Genomic DNA, 15,540 nt, shown 5'->3' with positions numbered 1-15,540 from the left:
GCACAGTGTGTCAACTACATGTCAAGTTATTCTTTTTTTAATAAAATTTCAAAGCATGTACCGTTTTTATCACTGGAGATAAGCTGAAGGTCTCCACCTATAGACTGCGCCATCATTTTACTTAGTGGTAAGCCGAGCCCTAAACCGCGCACCGCGTATTTTTTATTTTCCCCTCGGTAAAAGCGTTCAAATACAAAAGGTTGATCTGCTTCCGGAATCCCTGAGCCATTATCTTGGATGTTGACGTGAACAAATTCATATTGTTCATTTAGTGAAATTGTCAGAGTACCCTTATTATTCATAGCCTGTGCTGCATTTGTTAAAATATTCGTGATGATTTGCTGAATGCGCACTTGATCCACACGTACTTCTACATTTGTCTGTAATTTATGAACGATAATTTCGAACGTTTCACGCGTAGCCCCCCATCTTGCTACAATACTCTGAATGCAATCATTGGCATCCATCGTCGTCATATGGACAGGCACTGCATCTACAGCAAATGTATTAAACGCCAGTAAATCGCCGACCATTGTTTTCATTTTTGTCGTTTCCACAAGCGCCATTTGAATGAATTCATCCGCATCAGCATCGGTTACCACCCCGTCCTGTACAGCCTGGAGAAGACCACTTATTGATGTAACTGGGGTTTTTAATTCATGCGTCACTCCAGCGAGTAGTTGGGTACGCGTTTTTTCCAGCTGCTCTAGTTTTGTTGCCATTTCTTTAAAGGACGTGACGAGCTCATATACTTCCTTTTCTTTAATCAAAGAAGGGAGTTCAAAATTGTAATTGCCCTCCTGCACAAGCTTTGCGGCCTCTGCCACGTTCTTAATCGGCCGAGACAAACGTTTTGATAAATAGTAAATCGCACACCAACCGAGTAAGCCGAGCGTCACGATTAACAAAGTAAGCTGTCCGAATTCCTGCTTCACCTGCACGAGTATCGCCTTTGTTTCGACAACGAAAAGATAGCCAAGTGTCTCCTCTTCTGAAATAATTTCACGCTTCACCATATAAAGTGCCTCGCCATCGATTGTTGTTTTTACAACCCCCTCACTATGACTAAGAAAATCCGCAAACTTTATATTCGGTACTGGATTGAACGGCCGATTGCTCGTAAGTACGTTGCCTTCCGCATCTGCAATATACATAACAGGATTAATATCACGGAAGTTCGGGCGGTCTTTTTCATCAATAAAATTAGGGATATCTCGACCTTTTCCAGCTCCTGGTGATTCATTATTCGTAATCCGGTGAATCATTTCATCCGTCATATATTCCATCATTTCAAGACGGTATTCAAGTGTTGTATGGCGCACCCATAAAATTGAAATAAGGAACACAAAGCCAAGACCTATTAGTAATGTAAGAACGTAGCGACTCGTCCAGTACGAAAGAAGAGATACGCGCTTATGTTTAGTAAACATGGAACTGGTACCCAAGCCCTCGTAATGTACGAATTTCGCCGTCTTGCTCTGGCCAACTTACTAATGCTTTACGGATGCGCTTAATCGCTAAATCAACGGCACGATCACTGCCATCATATTCCCATCCCCATACATGTTCTAACAGTTGATCCCGTGTAAACGTTTGATTCGGATGCTCTGCTAAAAACAGCAGCACCGATAAATCCCGGGGCGTTAATTCAATTTCTTGCCCCTCCATATATACAGAATGCCCTTTAAAATCAATTTCTAATTGGCCGAATTTGCACCGTTCCTGCCGCTCCGAGTTTGCACGCCTCAATACCGCCTTTACACGTGCCACGACCTCCTCACCAATAAATGGCTTCGTAATGTAATCATCTGTCCCTTCCTCGAAGCCTTCTAAGCGATATTCTACTTCCCCAAGCGCCGTAAGCATTATGACAGGTGTCGAAGTTCTTTCACGAATTTCCTTTAAGATGGTCCAGCCATCCTTCCCTGGTAGCATCACATCTAAAAGTACTAAATCCGGCTTTGCGTCTAAAAATATGTCAATTGCCTGTGAGCCGGTGAAGCATTGAACGACTTCAAATTCATGTTTCATTAAATATGCTTTTAAAACTTGACTAATGGCCAGTTCATCTTCAATAACTAAAATTTTTCGCATGCTTACTTCTCACCTTTTGTTCCTTTTTTTCCAATAGTATACCACCCTTTTATGTCAAGAAAATGTCAGTAGCACTTATTGTTGAATTTGGTCGACTTCTAACTGACATATTCACCCTTTAAAATAAAACTTAGTGTAATATAACCGATAATGGAAGGGAGGTGAATGATTATGGCTATGGATATTTCAAGTTATTACACAACTTCCGGACGCTTTCCAGGCTCAACGAAGTCGTCTACGAATACATCTTCTAATATGTATTCAACAAGCTTTGCTGATTACTTCTTAACTGCTACATCAGCAAGCAACGATAAAACATCGACAAGTTCATTGTTTTCAGATTTGTCTTCATTCGGAATGTCTAGCTCACTTGAGAGCCTGCTTGGGGGGAGTTCTACGGGTAACGATATTTTATCTTCATATTTAGATACATCGTCAACAACTAGCAATAACAATGATTCCACGACAACCGATACATTTTCAAACTTTTTACAATCGAATTTCCTAGCACAGCAAATGAAAATGCTCACAGCTGCGAAGGACAATTTGCAAGCACAAGCAACAAATTATGAAGAAAGTTTAGTAGACAAAAGTTCCATAGCATCGAAGCTTCGCCTTGAGCAAATGACGCAAAATGTCAATCTACTGAGTCAATACTTAACACAAAAAACATCTGAGGCTACGACGAATTCTAGTTTAATGTCACAACTTTCGTCATCTTCAGCTTATACGCAGTACTTAGCAACGAAAAATATCAATTCTATTTAATTATTTCCTTTTAATCAATACACAAACCCTAGCTAGTAATAGTAGGTTGGTTAACACTCTTTACATGGGACATTTTTTATTGTTATGACGTATTGCTTATAAAAGAATAATAGAAAAAAGGTTTGCGCTCAATTTAATGGCGCAAACCTTTTTTCAACCTATCACTTCTCAAAAATACAATAAGTAAATGTATAGCCTTCTGGTGCCGTAATGGGCTCGCGGCTCGCAGTAAGCGTCCAATCATCATACGTTGGGAAATACGTATCACCTGTAAATTCATGATTAATTAAAGTAATATACAATTTATCAGCAAGCGGTAAGGCCAGCTTGAAAATTTGTTCACCGCCAATAATCATAATTTCCTCTACCTCACTTACAAGGTCAAGTGCTGCTTCTAAGCTAGGAACGGTTTCAATACCTGGGGCAGTAAATTCCGTATTGCGTGTAATAACAATATTGCGGCGACCTGGGAGCGGGCGACCAATCGATTCGAACGTTTTACGCCCCATAATAACTGGCTTACCCATCGTCATTTCCTTAAAATATTGCAAATCACCTGGCAAATGCCACGGCATACCATTGTCATACCCAATTACACGATTTTTATCATGTGCTACTATTAATGAAATCATCCAATTCTCCTTTTATACCGCAATCGGTGCTTTAATCGCCGGGTGCGGATCATAGCCTTCAATCGATAAATCCTCTAGCTCAATATCAAAAATCGATGTCTTTGCTGGATTAATTTTCAGTGTTGGTAAATCTCTCAGCTCGCGGGATAGCTGCTCCTTCACCTGCTCAATGTGATTTGAGTAAATATGCGCGTCCCCAATACTGTGAATAAACTCGCCTACTTCTAACCCGCATTCATGTGCGATTAAATGTGTTAATAGTGCATACGAGGCGATGTTAAACGGACAGCCTAACAGCGTATCTAAACTACGTTGCATTAATTGACAGCTTAATTTGCCGTTTGCAACAAAAAACTGGAACATGACGTGGCATGGAGGTAAAGCAGCTTTACTTCCCTTCGCCCCAGCATTCACAACGTCCTCAGGATTCCATGCATTAACGATTAAGCGGCGAGAATCTGGATTGGATTTTATTTGGTCAATGACATCTTGCAGCTGATCAATTCGCTCTCCTGTTGAAGATGTCCAGTTTCGCCACTGTTTGCCGTATACATTGCCAAGATCTCCGTATTTAGCAGCAAAATCATCATCCTCTAGCACACGCTCACAAAATGCGTTTAGCTCGATTTGATACATTTTATTGAACTCTTCGTCCACTAAACAGCGACGACCAAAATCTATCATATCAGGACCTTTATATTCATCAGATTCAACCCATCTCTTAAACGCCCACTCGTCCCAAATATGGTTATTATGCTGTAATAAATATCGAATATTAGTATCACCTTTGATGAACCATAATAACTCGCTTGCTACGAGCTTGAAAGGCACGCGTTTTGTCGTAATTAACGGAAATCCATGCGCTAAATTAAAACGCATTTGATAACCAAATATACTTAATGTCCCTGTCCCTGTTCGATCTTCTTTTTTTGTTCCATTTTCTATTATATAGCGTAATAAATCTAAATACGCTTGTTCTGGATGTGTCATCCTGCAATCACTCTCCTCAAATCATTATTATATATCAATTCTAGAGAAATTAAATTATTGTTTTAGGATTGGTACACAAACGCCAAAATTTACATAACGCACCAATTTGGTTATATTATTTAATAATACTATTTTTTAGTTAAACTGATAAACTCCGAAGCAGAATTAATTCATTGTTTTTTTTCTGTTTTATATTATTCAGAAAGCATTGGTACGATGGCGAGTTACTCCTGCAGGAAAAGTCACAATTAATCCGTGGAAAAGTTAAACAAAGAAATGACGGAAGATGAATTAAGACGTCTTTATGAGGAATTGTCGTTTATACTGTCCATCGCACATACTATTAATATGCATCATGAAACTGCACTTTTTAGGAGCACCCACATTAGAAAGACACAACTCGCCCAAAATAGAGCGAGTTGCAATCCTTACTTATGTGGATGGGATAGTTATACTTGCTATTCCAACTATAAAGGACCGTAGTAGCATTGTTGCTACTTCGGTCCTTTTTTCTAATTCAATTTCTTATACTATCGTTCGTAATAAATATGCATTACGGCCGCTCTTTTTCACTTCGTACAGTGCTTCGTCTGCTGCTTCCACACACTCTAATATTTGCTTAGGTTTAGAAATAAATTCGGATTTAGCACCCATGCTTACCGTGACTACTTTATCAACTAATGATGTATTGTGTTCAATTTTCAGCAAATGCACTGCATGAATAATTTCTTCACAAACAATGCGCACTTTTTTTTCTGATTCATTAACTATGAGAAGCGCAAATTCCTCTCCACCCCAGCGCGCAGTGAAAATACCGTAATGCTCGGCTACTTCGATAAGTACATTCCCAATTTCTTTAAGCACTAAATCGCCTTGTGAATGGCCATAATAATCATTATATAATTTAAAACAATCCACATCGAGCATCACAGCAGTTAATGAAAATGGACCTGCATCTGTACGCAGCTCTAAATTATCCACATATTCATTAAAAGCTCGGCGATTAAATAGTTTCGTTAGCGGATCATGTGCCGCCTGTAATCCTAGTTTGCGGTTTGCTTCACGTAACTCTCTAGAAATTTTACGACCAAAACCGATTTCACGTAATAAATCTTCCTGCACGCGAGCAGATAGACCAAACGAACGATAGTATGATCTGGACAATAAATGAGAAACTGCCATGACGGTTGCTATGTATAGCAATTGAGTCAGGAATATTTCATCTAATCCATTTTTCGCATAGAGACCTATGCCTAAAAGACTCCCTGCAATGACTAGCGGTACTAATAACTGCTTTTTCCTCAGTACAAAGAATGATGAACAAATAAGTGTTACAAGTGTGTAAACCATTAATTTATTATAGAGCATGCTATCAACAAGTGTAATCGCAACACCAAAAGCAAAAATAATTATTATATAGGCTGTAATGAGCTTTTCTGTTTTGTGAATATATTCATTTTTTATTCTAATTTTCGATACGTCTGTTAAATATAAACAAAATACATTAAATAGGATGAGCAGTAAATAAGGAATTATAGTAAGCGAAACGTCCTTTAGGTATTTTTGAGTTCCTATTAGTTGCATTGTAAGCTGTGAAATTATTACAAATAGCAAAATCACGGTTGTTATTTTACTAACTAAACTAATTTTACGTATATTATGCTGTAGCATGGCCTTTTTCAAGTGAATACTTTCGCTTTCACGTGCCATTTGCATTAGTCCCTACCTCCAATTCCCCTAATTCATTGGTGTGCCAAAAGTCACTATGCGCAATATTTCTCATTATATACCACAAACGCAAATTATCAAACTATTTCGTCATATGAATTCCCTAAAAATCAGTTCATCCTACTCATACGCTAATTACTGTTAATGAGACCTTATGTTTATAGGGGCTTTACCTAATATTAGCGCAGAACATAGCACTTTATCTCTATTACTATTTTTTCTTGAATGTATTTACTACTATAAGTATATGTCCATTCCGATTCAATTAATTCCAAATATAACCTCTGAATCTCTTTTAATTTGATCGTTACAAAAAAATAAAGCCCTCTGCATTTTTTATGCGGAAGGCTTTAAAATTTTGCGCACCCTACTTTTGCTTCACTTTCATCAATTTTGATTTTTTAAGTACTCGGAAATCATCGAAACAGCTATACGTAAATCGTTCCACTCGGAATACTTGAGCTCCGCTTCCTCTAAATTAGCGCATGTAAAACTCTTTACGACTTCAAATTTGTCTAAGTCTATATCAGTGATTTCGTCTTTTTCAGCTCTGTAATAAAGCACTTTTACAATTAATTCATGGCGGTCGAGCGTCACCAATATGTATTCTGATAATTCATCAAAAGTCATAAATATGTTAACTTTCATACGTTCAGCGCTATTTGTAAGCATGCTATCCCCCCATTTCTACCTACATTCGACATATAGTACAATAATCCTTTTTTAAGAAGCAAAAAAGCCTATCTTTCAAACTGACATAACGATTTGAGACACACATAAAACACCTACTTTAGGCTGCTTGATGAATAAATTCTTTTGGCGTCAGGTAGTCTAATTTTTCTTGAATTCGCTCCTCATTGTAATACAAAAGATATTCCTCTACACGTTTGCGTACTTCTTCTAGTGGTAACGAATTAAATTTTACATATTGAAATTCTTCTGTTTTCAAAATCGCCTGAAACGATTCAATCACTGCATTGTCCCAACAGTTCCCTCGACGCGACATACTCCCTACCAAATTCATTTCCTTCACATAATTTTGATACGCATACGATGTATACACACTGCTAATTCTTCCTTCACGCCCTCCTTCAACCAGCGATAATAGGTCGCTCTAGGAATGCCTAAAACTTCAAAATCATTGTCACTGTATATTTTTTGCATAGTTTTCAAGGCTCGAGAACGTTGATTTGAAGGGGTATAATGCACCAAAAAACACCCACAAATTTTGTAGGTGTAAGGTGTGAATTATGACAACCATTTAGGCGGTGTGTTTTTGGACCAGTAAATTTCGCCCAAATTGTAGTGTGTTACATAGGAATCTTCCATCGTATGATAATGGAAATTATAATAAAAACCGTCAAATGGACGATTTTCAGTACGTACGTGGAAGCGGATAACATCTTGTGCTGTCGCATTATCGATAATGTGGAAAATCTTTTCAGAATATGCGCCGCTTGGCTTTTCTGTAATTGTTAGTGATTGGATTGCGTCATTCCCTAATCGTGCAAGTGTTATTTCAATTGCTTCCTCCATTTTAGGAAAGATGTTTGTTTCAAATTCATTTTCAATAACTGGCCCAATACGCGAGCCGAACTTTATGTAAGATTGCTGTTTAGCCGCAGATAAAATTGTATCAATGCTCGCCTCTTCACGACTATCTTCAAGTAAAATTGTATCTAGCTGAAATGCTGCTGATAAATCATTTCCACTCGATTCATGTGTTCGATTCGGCTCAACTCCATACTCTAGCGTTGTCCAAATTTCATGTTTCGGTGTAATCATTCCGAATGTTAAAAGCGCTACCGAAACGACCAACGATTTATATAACCATTTTTTCATGACAATCACCTTCCCTATATGTACATTTTTATAAAATCCTCTATACTTTATATACGAATTACCCAATTAAAGGTTTCATCTTTTTTACTTTCATTGTACAATAAATATGTAAATACTGTTCTTTTTTTTCAAAGGGAGGTTTTATTTTATGGATACATCTATCGTTATTGGCATTGGCTTATTACTAATGTTAGGCTATATGACTTCTTTATGCTTTACGGACTAATATTTTAAACGGCTGCTCAATTATGAGCAGCTTTTTTAGTGGATATGAAATTATTACTTTTCCATCTACATAAGTAAGGACTTCAACTCGCCCTATTTTTAGCGAATTGTGACTTTCTAATTTCCCATTGATTTTACAAGGAAAATTTGGTGCTTAACGCACTAAGTGTTGCCTGCCGAACCAACTTGCTCATTGAACGCACTGACTTCACCCTTGTACTAACCAACTTGCTGCTTGAACACACTGACTTTGGTGCTGAACGCACTAAATGTTGCCTGTCGAACCAACTTGCTCTTCGAACGCACTGACTTCACCCTTGTACGAACCGACTTGCTGCTTGAACACACTGACTTTGGTGCTGAACGCACTAAGTGTTGCCTGCCGAACCAACTTGCTCTTCGAACGCACTGACTTCACCCTTGTACGAACCAACTTGCTGCTTGAACGAATTGACTTTGGTGCTGAACTCACTAAGTGTTGCCTGCCGAACCAACAACGCCCTTTGAACAAAACCCCAATCAAAAAACTTCCATAAAATTAGACAAGGGGTATCTTCGCTTGGAAGATACCCCTCTAGTATTTAATAGATAACGTTATAAATAAATTATATGTCTCGACCCGATCATCCGGGGAAATTTACTATTATTAGAAGCGCTCATGCTTCCGTTTTAACCGCGGTAAAATTCCACTAAAACTTTCTAACTTAAGCAACGCAAACCCAACCTTCTTTTGCGTCCTTGCAGCCCTTTAGCTTGCGCCAGTGTGAATAAGTATCTTCAAAAATCACTAGCAGAATGCCAATTTATTTATATTGCTATCTAAAATAGCATTGCTCTTAATATAACATATATTTGTATAGAAATCAAATTCCCTACTTTCTACAGTAGTTTTAGAAGATGGTTTTTTAGTTGATGAGAAAGTATATCATTCCCACTCACATAAGTAAGCACATCAACTCGCCCTATTTTTGGCGAGTTGTGTCTTTCTAAATAAATGTATAAAAATAAGCGTTTTATGGAAAAATAAAGAAATGGTTGACCCAACAAATCAGGGAGTGATCTCATGAAAAAATACTTAATAGTAACTATCGGAAGCTTACTTTCTCTCTTAGCTGGATGTAATAATCCTACAGAAAATGCAACAGAAAAGGGGGAATTAGCAGTAGCAACTATGGATTTTAATAAGGTGCTAGGTAGCAAAAGTTATAACGGAAATTTAATCAGTACATTAAAAAAAGATGAACTTGTAATAACTACCTACTTACCACTGGAAGAAGTTTTAAAGTCTAAAAAATTTGAGTATATACAAAAACTTCATACAATAGAAAAAAATTTAGGTGACCTCAAACCTTTATATGCTAAGGGTGTCATATCAGAAATGAAAGAAGCTGAAGCAAACGCATATAAACGATGGGATACAGCCTTAAATGACATTTACGATGTACTCAAACAACAACTTTCAACCACTGAGATGAACAAGTTACAGGAAGAACAACGGCAGTGGATTATTGACAAAGAAAAAAAAGCTAAGGAAGAATCATTAATTTTTGAAGGTGGCACAATGGAATCGTTACAGTATTTATCTTCACTTGCACGCATTACGAAAGAAAGATGTTATGAGTTAGTAGAGTATATGAAATGATTTTCAGCTAACTCCGGTACAATACCGAAGTCGGCTAAATCAATTATTTTTGACGCCATGTTTTGATTGATATTTTTCAGTACCTTTATATAGCCCATTTCAGTTCACATATTTGACATAGTACATCTCTTTACGTAGCTATCCGCCAGCCTATGGAAAAACTCGCTAGAAAGACACAACTCGCCCAAAATAAGGCGAGTTGATGTCCTTATTTTTGTAGATGGGAAAGTTTTAGGTTCATTTCCACTAAAAAAGACGACGGAAATTTCCCCTCGCCTATACTTTTGAATAGCGCTCTTTAGTTTATTCTTGCTTCTTCCAGTTTTTTGAATTTCTTTCTTAAAAATTTCATCTGTAGCTTGCATTGGTAATTCATTTATTGCTTCGATTCCAAGGATTTTTGCAAAATGTACGACACGTTCGTTTACTTAGTGCTTAATCTCTTCAAGTATGGCCGTGGCACCTGGTTTCAATACGACGAAGGCTTTTGGCTTTCCCCCAACCATTTCATCTGTAATTCCACCTACTACACAGGATTTTACTAATTCATGCTCATAAAGTAGTTCTTCTAACTGAAAAGGATAATTATTATAGCCGTTATTAATAAGCCTGTCCTTTTTACTATCTATAATGGTAATAATACTAACCTCATCACGTCTATTTATACTTCTCAATATTATTGATAAATTCATCCGGACTAAATCGGTTAATATGAGCTACTGTTACACCTTTTACAATCCATACACCAACAGATCCCTTTAACTCGGATATAGGGTAGATCGGTGCTGGACTCATGGTAACTGCTGTTTTGGGGATGCATAGTTATTCCTGGAAGAATTCATCTGCATTGTCAAAGGTTTGACTGTTACACCATCACTATCAATTATATATGGCAGCATCCCCCTACTTGCACCTGAGACTATGCAACTACTTACATAATTATAGTGCTTACTTAGCACACTCTTTTGACCGCCTGTAGTACCGCCCGTATAGGATAGATACGTACTATTTTTTTGTGGATCAATTAGAAGGTTCAACTGTTTTGCCTCAAAACGAATTTTTAGATCATTAAAGCCAAAATAATTTGAACTGAATTGAGATAAATCAATGAATACATCAAATCCGTCCAGCTCAACGTCTCCTGTGACAATAACGTTTCTTAACAGTAGTTCATCCGCATGATCTACAAGATTTTTCACACAGGACTCATGTGCAATAACTGCTACTGTCCCATTATCTTTAATTTGAGAAACCACTTCACTTACTGGCATTAAAGGATCGATAGGCGAATACGTTGCACCTGAAAGGATAATTCCATAATAAGAAATAACAAATTGTATACTATTCGGAAGATAGACTGTAATAACATCCCCCTTCCCATAGCCAAGTTCATAAAGTGCATTGGCTAATTTAAGAGATTCAGTATAAAGCTCTTTAAAGGAAATACGGTGATTATTGAAAATAACCGCTGTTCCATTTCCATATTTCCCCTTGCTACCTTTAAACATTCTTCCAATCGGAAACACTGGTAAATCAATTGAATCTGGTAGTGCATGATTATAGAACTTTGGATTTTTTTGTAATACCATTTGTCTACCACTCCCATTCTTCAGGTTTTCTCTCAGCTATCTAAAGAATATTGTCCAATCTATTAGCAAGTCTATTTCGCAAAGTTTCTTCTATACTTTTATGTTTTACAATCGTTTAAAATGCTTGTTAGTAAAAATTTCCATAATAAAAAGCCACCTTTAATAGGCAGCTTCAATATATATATAAATTTCAGAATAATTGTAATACCGTTTGTTTATACAGTTACCGGCTCTTTTATTTCTTGTTCTGTTTTCTTTTGGTTTTTCTTTGTTTTATTCTTTACATATACTTGAATATTATCAATTCCATCATAGTTTAAGTATTTTAATATATGATACAGGTTTTTTACAACATCGATTGCTGTGTAGTTTGTGATAATTTCTGTGTTTGTTCCAGGTACTTGACGCTTTGACAATGTTTGAACATAATTTTTATATTCATTCGCATATCTTGGAGCATAGGTTGCCAGGTTTTTTTTCTCATCATCAGAAAGCTTCCAAATTAGAGGCAAAACAAGTCGCGTATCAAGCCCTCCCTCATGCATATCACTTAATGACTCGATTTTTTTAATATATGTTTCATTATTCAAAATGATATGTCCTAAAATTTCAAACATTTGACCATTTGTCGTTCTTTCATTTAGAGGTTCTTTATATTTTATTGTTTCAACTGTTGATTGTAAACCATTAAATTGGGTAATTTCGGATAGTTTGATAATTTGGTATTCATCGCTCGAACCACCGTCTTTTTCGTCTGTGATTTTGGCATAATTTAATACTAAATGTAAATCTTCTAACGCTGCTAAAACATCTGGATTCTTTTCAGCTTCAGAGAGTAAATCAAGTTCACCAAAAACAAATTCTTTTAAAGAAATAATAAATGAATAATACTTCGATAAATTCTGTTTTTTATAGGAAATGAGTTCATTTGATAAAAGCCTACCAACATCATCACCTGATTGCACACGGAAAATTGGTAAGTCCTTATCATTTTCACAGAAATATTTATAAACTGGTTCATACGCTAATTGCATACATAAAACTGCTAATAATTGTGCATATTGCTTACTTTCATTCTGTTTAGTATCAGAATCGCGGAATGCAATGCTAGAAATTAAATAAAATGAATTAAGTAAACGTTTTACAGCCCGTGGATTACGTCCAATACTGCGATGCATAACGGTTTTAATTTTTTCGATTTGTTCTTGGTCTTTTATATATCCCTTTAAATTATCAATTAAAAACTCTTCGAAATTATAAAACTCTGTTGGAATATGAAATGGCACTTGAATCATTTTATCAAAGAAGCTTTGTGTTTTTTCATCTGAAATATCTTCATCTTCATATTTAAGTCGAATGCCTCGAGTTACAACTGTATAATCAACGGCTAGTACAAATACGCATTTTTCAATATCTAGGAAAAGCTTGATAATTTCTAACAAAGTAACAGCGAGCTTAGGCTGTAGTCGATCTAAATCATCAATAAAGATGACAACCCGATCACAACCTGAATCTAGTAATTTTTGGCGAACTGCCTCTTGGAACATCTCTTTCAGTGTCTCTATCGCAATTGCTGAATCATAAATTTTCGTTTGCTCGAAAACATTTATTTTCTTTGATTGGTCCGAATTATTATTAACTTGTCCGGCAGCATTTGCTGGAGCAACCCCGAAGCTTGCCATCAGCGCTCCAGAAAATACATCTTTTGTAACATCATAAGCTAAAGTACCCATTGTATTAAAGAAACGTTTTGCAAATGAAGGTGTTTTATCCGTTGTTTGATCATTTAATGCTTCCTCATAAATTTCCGGCATTTTCTTACCAATCAACGCACTAACTAAATAGCTTAAAAATGAAAGTGTTAAATGGTCCTCTTGGTTAAATTGTGAGTATTTCCATGTGTTAAATTTAATTGTTACAACCTTATCTTCTTTGTAACCACGCTCTTTTGATTTAGATTTTGTATCCATATTTTTACTTAATGCGTCTGTTTTTTCATATAACTTATGATCTACAAGATTTATAAATGATGTTTTACCAGTCCCCCAGTCACCTTGTAGGGCAATTGTCATTGGCGTTTTACAAGAAGAAATAAAGTCGACAAGACCTTCTATGTACATTTCTACCTTTAAAGAATCCTCCGATGAATTCAAAATCGGAATATCCGTCACCCCAAGATATTTCACTTCTTTTACATTTGTCATCAAATAACCCCCTTTAAATTTATTCCATTATAATACAATTAAACCTTTTTAAACTCATTTTATATTTAATTCACATTTTTAAAAAGATCGTATTGAGAAAAAAAGAAAGCTAACAACAGCTAAAAAAATCCCGCCAGCGCTTATGCTGACGAGATTAATTGTTGTTATTTTATTATTACACCATAATGAAACTTCGCCGTTAAGCGGATATCACGCACAAAGCCAAACTGCTCGAACCATTCAGACTGATAATGTGCTTTTAAGACAACACGTTTTTTCGCAACACGCTTTGCCTCACGCACCCACTCTTCAGACAATGCGATATGGGTACCTGCTACTCTAAGCACTTCAAAATTCGTTGCTTCTTCGATTACTTTTTCAAACATTGGATCCATATACACTACGTCAAAACTATTGTCCTTCTGCTGCTTTAAATAGTTGACCGCTTCAGAATGAATCACATCAATGCCGCGCATGCAAGCTGTTAAAGGAAGTTCAGTTGTATCATACGTTTGCATCCCTTTTTGTACAATGAAAGTAACATTTCGGTCTGCTTCTAGTCCAACTACACGTCCACTCTCACCTACTGCAAACGCCGCCAGCATACTATCAGCGCCAATGCCAAGCGTGCAATCAAGGAAGGAATCCCCTTGTTCGAGCTGACAAGCCGATAAAAGCGGTTCTGCCTCACCACGTGCTACACGCTTCAAGCGAAACGCCGCCGAATTCGGATGAAAAAAGAAAGGCGCATCTGCACCTTTCATATAATATTCGTATCGATTTTTTCCTGCAACGATGACATTCGCACTGAACTGCTCACTGAGTTTTGTAACGGAACGCTTTTTGCGCGGCTCAAAGCGTAATCCTAGCTCCGCGCATGCCTTGTCCGCTAACGCTTGTGTCAATTCATCTGGACGCCCGGCCGTTGTAACAATTGTTACTCCGCACATATTTGCTTTAATACATCAGCAAGATGATCGCGAATTTGCTCCATCGGGAAGCCCTCGATATTTTCACGAGGAATAAAGTACGCTAACTCGCCGTCCTTTAAAATCGCCATTGATGGTGAGCTTGGTGGTACCTCATCAAAGAATGCGCGCATTGAAGCAGTTGCATCTTGATCTTGACCCGCAAACACAGTTACTAAGTGATCTGGTTTCACTTCCGCAATCGCCTCACGCGCTGCTGGACGAGCAAGACCTGCCGCACATCCGCACACAGAGTTGATGACAACTAAAGAAGTCCCCTTTGCCGTCGCCATAAATTCATTTACCGCATCCGCAGTTGTTAATTGTGTAAACCCTGCATTCTCTAACTCATCACGCATTGGTTGAGTTACTTGGCGCATATATTCGTCGTAAGCATTCATATTATCTACCTCTTTCATTTATATTCACAAAGCCTATTATAACAAGGTTTTTCGCACTTGTACAAAATTCGGATTTTCATAGCGTTTCGAATTTTTTTATATTTTTTGTGACTTTCGTGTGACTTTTTTTGAACCCTTTTAATGGCTTGTAAAAAAAACAAATTGGTTGTGTTTAATAAAATATAAAACTCGGCACCTCATTTTAAAAGTACTGGACTAACATAATTTTATAAGACAACATAAAACACCTCCAATTAGTGTACGTTGAAAATACGTACATAAACTCGGAGGTGTTTTTGGATGAGCAAAACAAATTATTCTTCAGAAATTAAGTGGGCAGTGGTAAAAGATAAAATGACAGATGAACTTACAAACAAAGAAATTATCGTAAGCCCGAAATATAAAAAAGCGCACCTTTTCGGTACGCACGACGAATGGCCATCTATCTGAACTTTTT

At 36.9% G+C, this 15,540-nt stretch carries 16 protein-coding genes; 3 read left to right on the top strand and 13 right to left on the bottom strand.

The features are described 5' to 3' along the window. Nucleotides 1-26: 26 nt before the first annotated feature. Together MHH87_RS07545 and MHH87_RS07540 are read right to left on the bottom strand one after the other, a co-directional pair. Nucleotides 27-1,430 carry a HAMP domain-containing sensor histidine kinase gene (locus MHH87_RS07545; protein ID WP_340748702.1) on the bottom strand — a complete coding sequence of 468 codons (1,404 nt, stop codon included), beginning with the start codon at nt 1,428-1,430 and terminating at the stop codon, nt 27-29. After that, on the bottom strand, nt 1,420-2,094 hold the full coding sequence (locus tag MHH87_RS07540; RefSeq protein WP_340748701.1) for a response regulator transcription factor: 675 nt from the start codon (nt 2,092-2,094) through the stop codon (nt 1,420-1,422). The genes MHH87_RS07545 and MHH87_RS07540 overlap by 11 nt, the downstream gene beginning before the upstream one ends. Before the next feature lie 171 nt (nt 2,095-2,265). Here MHH87_RS07540 and MHH87_RS07535 point away from each other — a divergent pair, with 171 nt between their 5' ends. Beyond that, the gene (locus MHH87_RS07535) at nt 2,266-2,862 is read left to right on the top strand and encodes a hypothetical protein (protein WP_340748700.1); all 597 of its coding nucleotides are present in this window, start codon (nt 2,266-2,268) and stop codon (nt 2,860-2,862) included. A 161-nt stretch (nt 2,863-3,023) separates the two neighbouring features. On the opposite strand, the gene MHH87_RS07530 is transcribed toward MHH87_RS07535, so the two are convergent. The 6 genes from MHH87_RS07530 to MHH87_RS07505 all read right to left on the bottom strand — a co-directional run bounded on the left by MHH87_RS07530 (nt 3,024) and on the right by MHH87_RS07505 (nt 8,054). Continuing rightward, nucleotides 3,024-3,494 carry a dihydrofolate reductase gene (locus MHH87_RS07530; protein WP_340748699.1) on the bottom strand — a complete coding sequence of 157 codons (471 nt, stop codon included), beginning with the start codon at nt 3,492-3,494 and terminating at the stop codon, nt 3,024-3,026. A gap of 12 nt (nt 3,495-3,506) precedes the next feature. Continuing rightward, complete coding sequence (locus MHH87_RS07525) at nt 3,507-4,484, bottom strand: thymidylate synthase (protein ID WP_340748698.1); 978 nt, start codon at nt 4,482-4,484, stop codon at nt 3,507-3,509. A gap of 525 nt (nt 4,485-5,009) precedes the next feature. Next, nucleotides 5,010-6,200, bottom strand: a complete 1,191-nt coding sequence (locus tag MHH87_RS07520; protein ID WP_340748697.1) for a GGDEF domain-containing protein — start codon at nt 6,198-6,200, stop codon at nt 5,010-5,012. Nucleotides 6,201-6,599: 399 nt separating this feature from the next. After that, nucleotides 6,600-6,884, bottom strand: a complete 285-nt coding sequence (locus MHH87_RS07515) for a trypsin (protein ID WP_340748696.1) — start codon at nt 6,882-6,884, stop codon at nt 6,600-6,602. A 118-nt stretch (nt 6,885-7,002) separates the two neighbouring features. Then, nucleotides 7,003-7,275, bottom strand: a complete 273-nt coding sequence (locus MHH87_RS07510; RefSeq protein WP_340748695.1) for an integrase core domain-containing protein — start codon at nt 7,273-7,275, stop codon at nt 7,003-7,005. 185 nt (nt 7,276-7,460) lie between these two features. After that, nucleotides 7,461-8,054 (bottom strand): YpjP family protein, encoded by a 594-nt coding sequence (locus MHH87_RS07505; RefSeq protein WP_340748694.1) that lies wholly within the window; start codon nt 8,052-8,054, stop codon nt 7,461-7,463. A 1,288-nt stretch (nt 8,055-9,342) separates the two neighbouring features. On the opposite strand from MHH87_RS07505, the gene MHH87_RS07500 reads away from it, so the two are divergent. Then, entirely contained in the window at nt 9,343-9,921 is a 579-nt protein-coding gene (locus MHH87_RS07500; RefSeq protein ID WP_340748693.1) for a lysozyme inhibitor LprI family protein, read from the top strand. Nucleotides 9,922-10,349: 428 nt separating this feature from the next. Here the strand turns inward: MHH87_RS07500 and MHH87_RS07495 are convergent, their stop codons facing one another. The 5 genes from MHH87_RS07495 to MHH87_RS07475 form a co-directional block, all read right to left on the bottom strand. Next, nucleotides 10,350-10,595 carry an AMP-binding enzyme gene (locus MHH87_RS07495; protein WP_340748692.1) on the bottom strand — a complete coding sequence of 82 codons (246 nt, stop codon included), beginning with the start codon at nt 10,593-10,595 and terminating at the stop codon, nt 10,350-10,352. 117 nt (nt 10,596-10,712) lie between these two features. Beyond that, complete coding sequence (locus tag MHH87_RS07490; RefSeq protein ID WP_340748691.1) at nt 10,713-11,510, bottom strand: AMP-binding protein; 798 nt, start codon at nt 11,508-11,510, stop codon at nt 10,713-10,715. Between the two features lie 215 nt (nt 11,511-11,725). Continuing rightward, on the bottom strand, nt 11,726-13,714 hold the full coding sequence (locus MHH87_RS07485; protein WP_340748690.1) for a KAP family P-loop NTPase fold protein: 1,989 nt from the start codon (nt 13,712-13,714) through the stop codon (nt 11,726-11,728). Between the two features lie 164 nt (nt 13,715-13,878). After that, nucleotides 13,879-14,664, bottom strand: coding sequence for a class I SAM-dependent methyltransferase (locus MHH87_RS07480; protein ID WP_340748689.1), 786 nt, complete (start codon nt 14,662-14,664; stop codon nt 13,879-13,881). Further along, nucleotides 14,652-15,083, bottom strand: coding sequence for a BrxA/BrxB family bacilliredoxin (locus MHH87_RS07475; RefSeq protein WP_340748688.1), 432 nt, complete (start codon nt 15,081-15,083; stop codon nt 14,652-14,654). Before MHH87_RS07475 ends, MHH87_RS07480 begins: the two co-directional genes overlap by 13 nt. 300 nt (nt 15,084-15,383) lie before the next feature. Between MHH87_RS07475 and MHH87_RS07470 the strand changes: the two genes are divergently transcribed. Then, nucleotides 15,384-15,533, top strand: coding sequence for a hypothetical protein (locus tag MHH87_RS07470; RefSeq protein WP_340748687.1), 150 nt, complete (start codon nt 15,384-15,386; stop codon nt 15,531-15,533). The last annotated feature ends 7 nt before the right edge of the window (nt 15,534-15,540 follow it).

The sequence above is a fragment of the Solibacillus sp. FSL H8-0538 genome, from assembly GCF_038003525.1.
In the GTDB taxonomy this organism is placed as follows: domain Bacteria; phylum Bacillota; class Bacilli; order Bacillales_A; family Planococcaceae; genus JBBOPI01.
This window is presented reverse-complemented; position numbering and strand designations above follow the sequence as displayed.

Coding starts and splice junctions, on each gene's coding strand:
- MHH87_RS07545 (WP_340748702.1), bottom strand. CDS start 1,430: ATGTTTACTAAACATAAGCGCGTATCTCTTCTTTCGTACTGGACGAGT.
- MHH87_RS07540 (WP_340748701.1), bottom strand. CDS start 2,094: ATGCGAAAAATTTTAGTTATTGAAGATGAACTGGCCATTAGTCAAGTT.
- MHH87_RS07535 (WP_340748700.1), top strand. CDS start 2,266: ATGGCTATGGATATTTCAAGTTATTACACAACTTCCGGACGCTTTCCA.
- MHH87_RS07530 (WP_340748699.1), bottom strand. CDS start 3,494: ATGATTTCATTAATAGTAGCACATGATAAAAATCGTGTAATTGGGTAT.
- MHH87_RS07525 (WP_340748698.1), bottom strand. CDS start 4,484: ATGACACATCCAGAACAAGCGTATTTAGATTTATTACGCTATATAATA.
- MHH87_RS07520 (WP_340748697.1), bottom strand. CDS start 6,200: ATGCAAATGGCACGTGAAAGCGAAAGTATTCACTTGAAAAAGGCCATG.
- MHH87_RS07515 (WP_340748696.1), bottom strand. CDS start 6,884: ATGCTTACAAATAGCGCTGAACGTATGAAAGTTAACATATTTATGACT.
- MHH87_RS07505 (WP_340748694.1), bottom strand. CDS start 8,054: ATGAAAAAATGGTTATATAAATCGTTGGTCGTTTCGGTAGCGCTTTTA.
- MHH87_RS07500 (WP_340748693.1), top strand. CDS start 9,343: ATGAAAAAATACTTAATAGTAACTATCGGAAGCTTACTTTCTCTCTTA.
- MHH87_RS07490 (WP_340748691.1), bottom strand. CDS start 11,510: ATGGTATTACAAAAAAATCCAAAGTTCTATAATCATGCACTACCAGAT.
- MHH87_RS07485 (WP_340748690.1), bottom strand. CDS start 13,714: ATGACAAATGTAAAAGAAGTGAAATATCTTGGGGTGACGGATATTCCG.
- MHH87_RS07480 (WP_340748689.1), bottom strand. CDS start 14,664: ATGTGCGGAGTAACAATTGTTACAACGGCCGGGCGTCCAGATGAATTG.
- MHH87_RS07475 (WP_340748688.1), bottom strand. CDS start 15,083: ATGAATGCTTACGACGAATATATGCGCCAAGTAACTCAACCAATGCGT.
- MHH87_RS07470 (WP_340748687.1), top strand. CDS start 15,384: ATGAGCAAAACAAATTATTCTTCAGAAATTAAGTGGGCAGTGGTAAAA.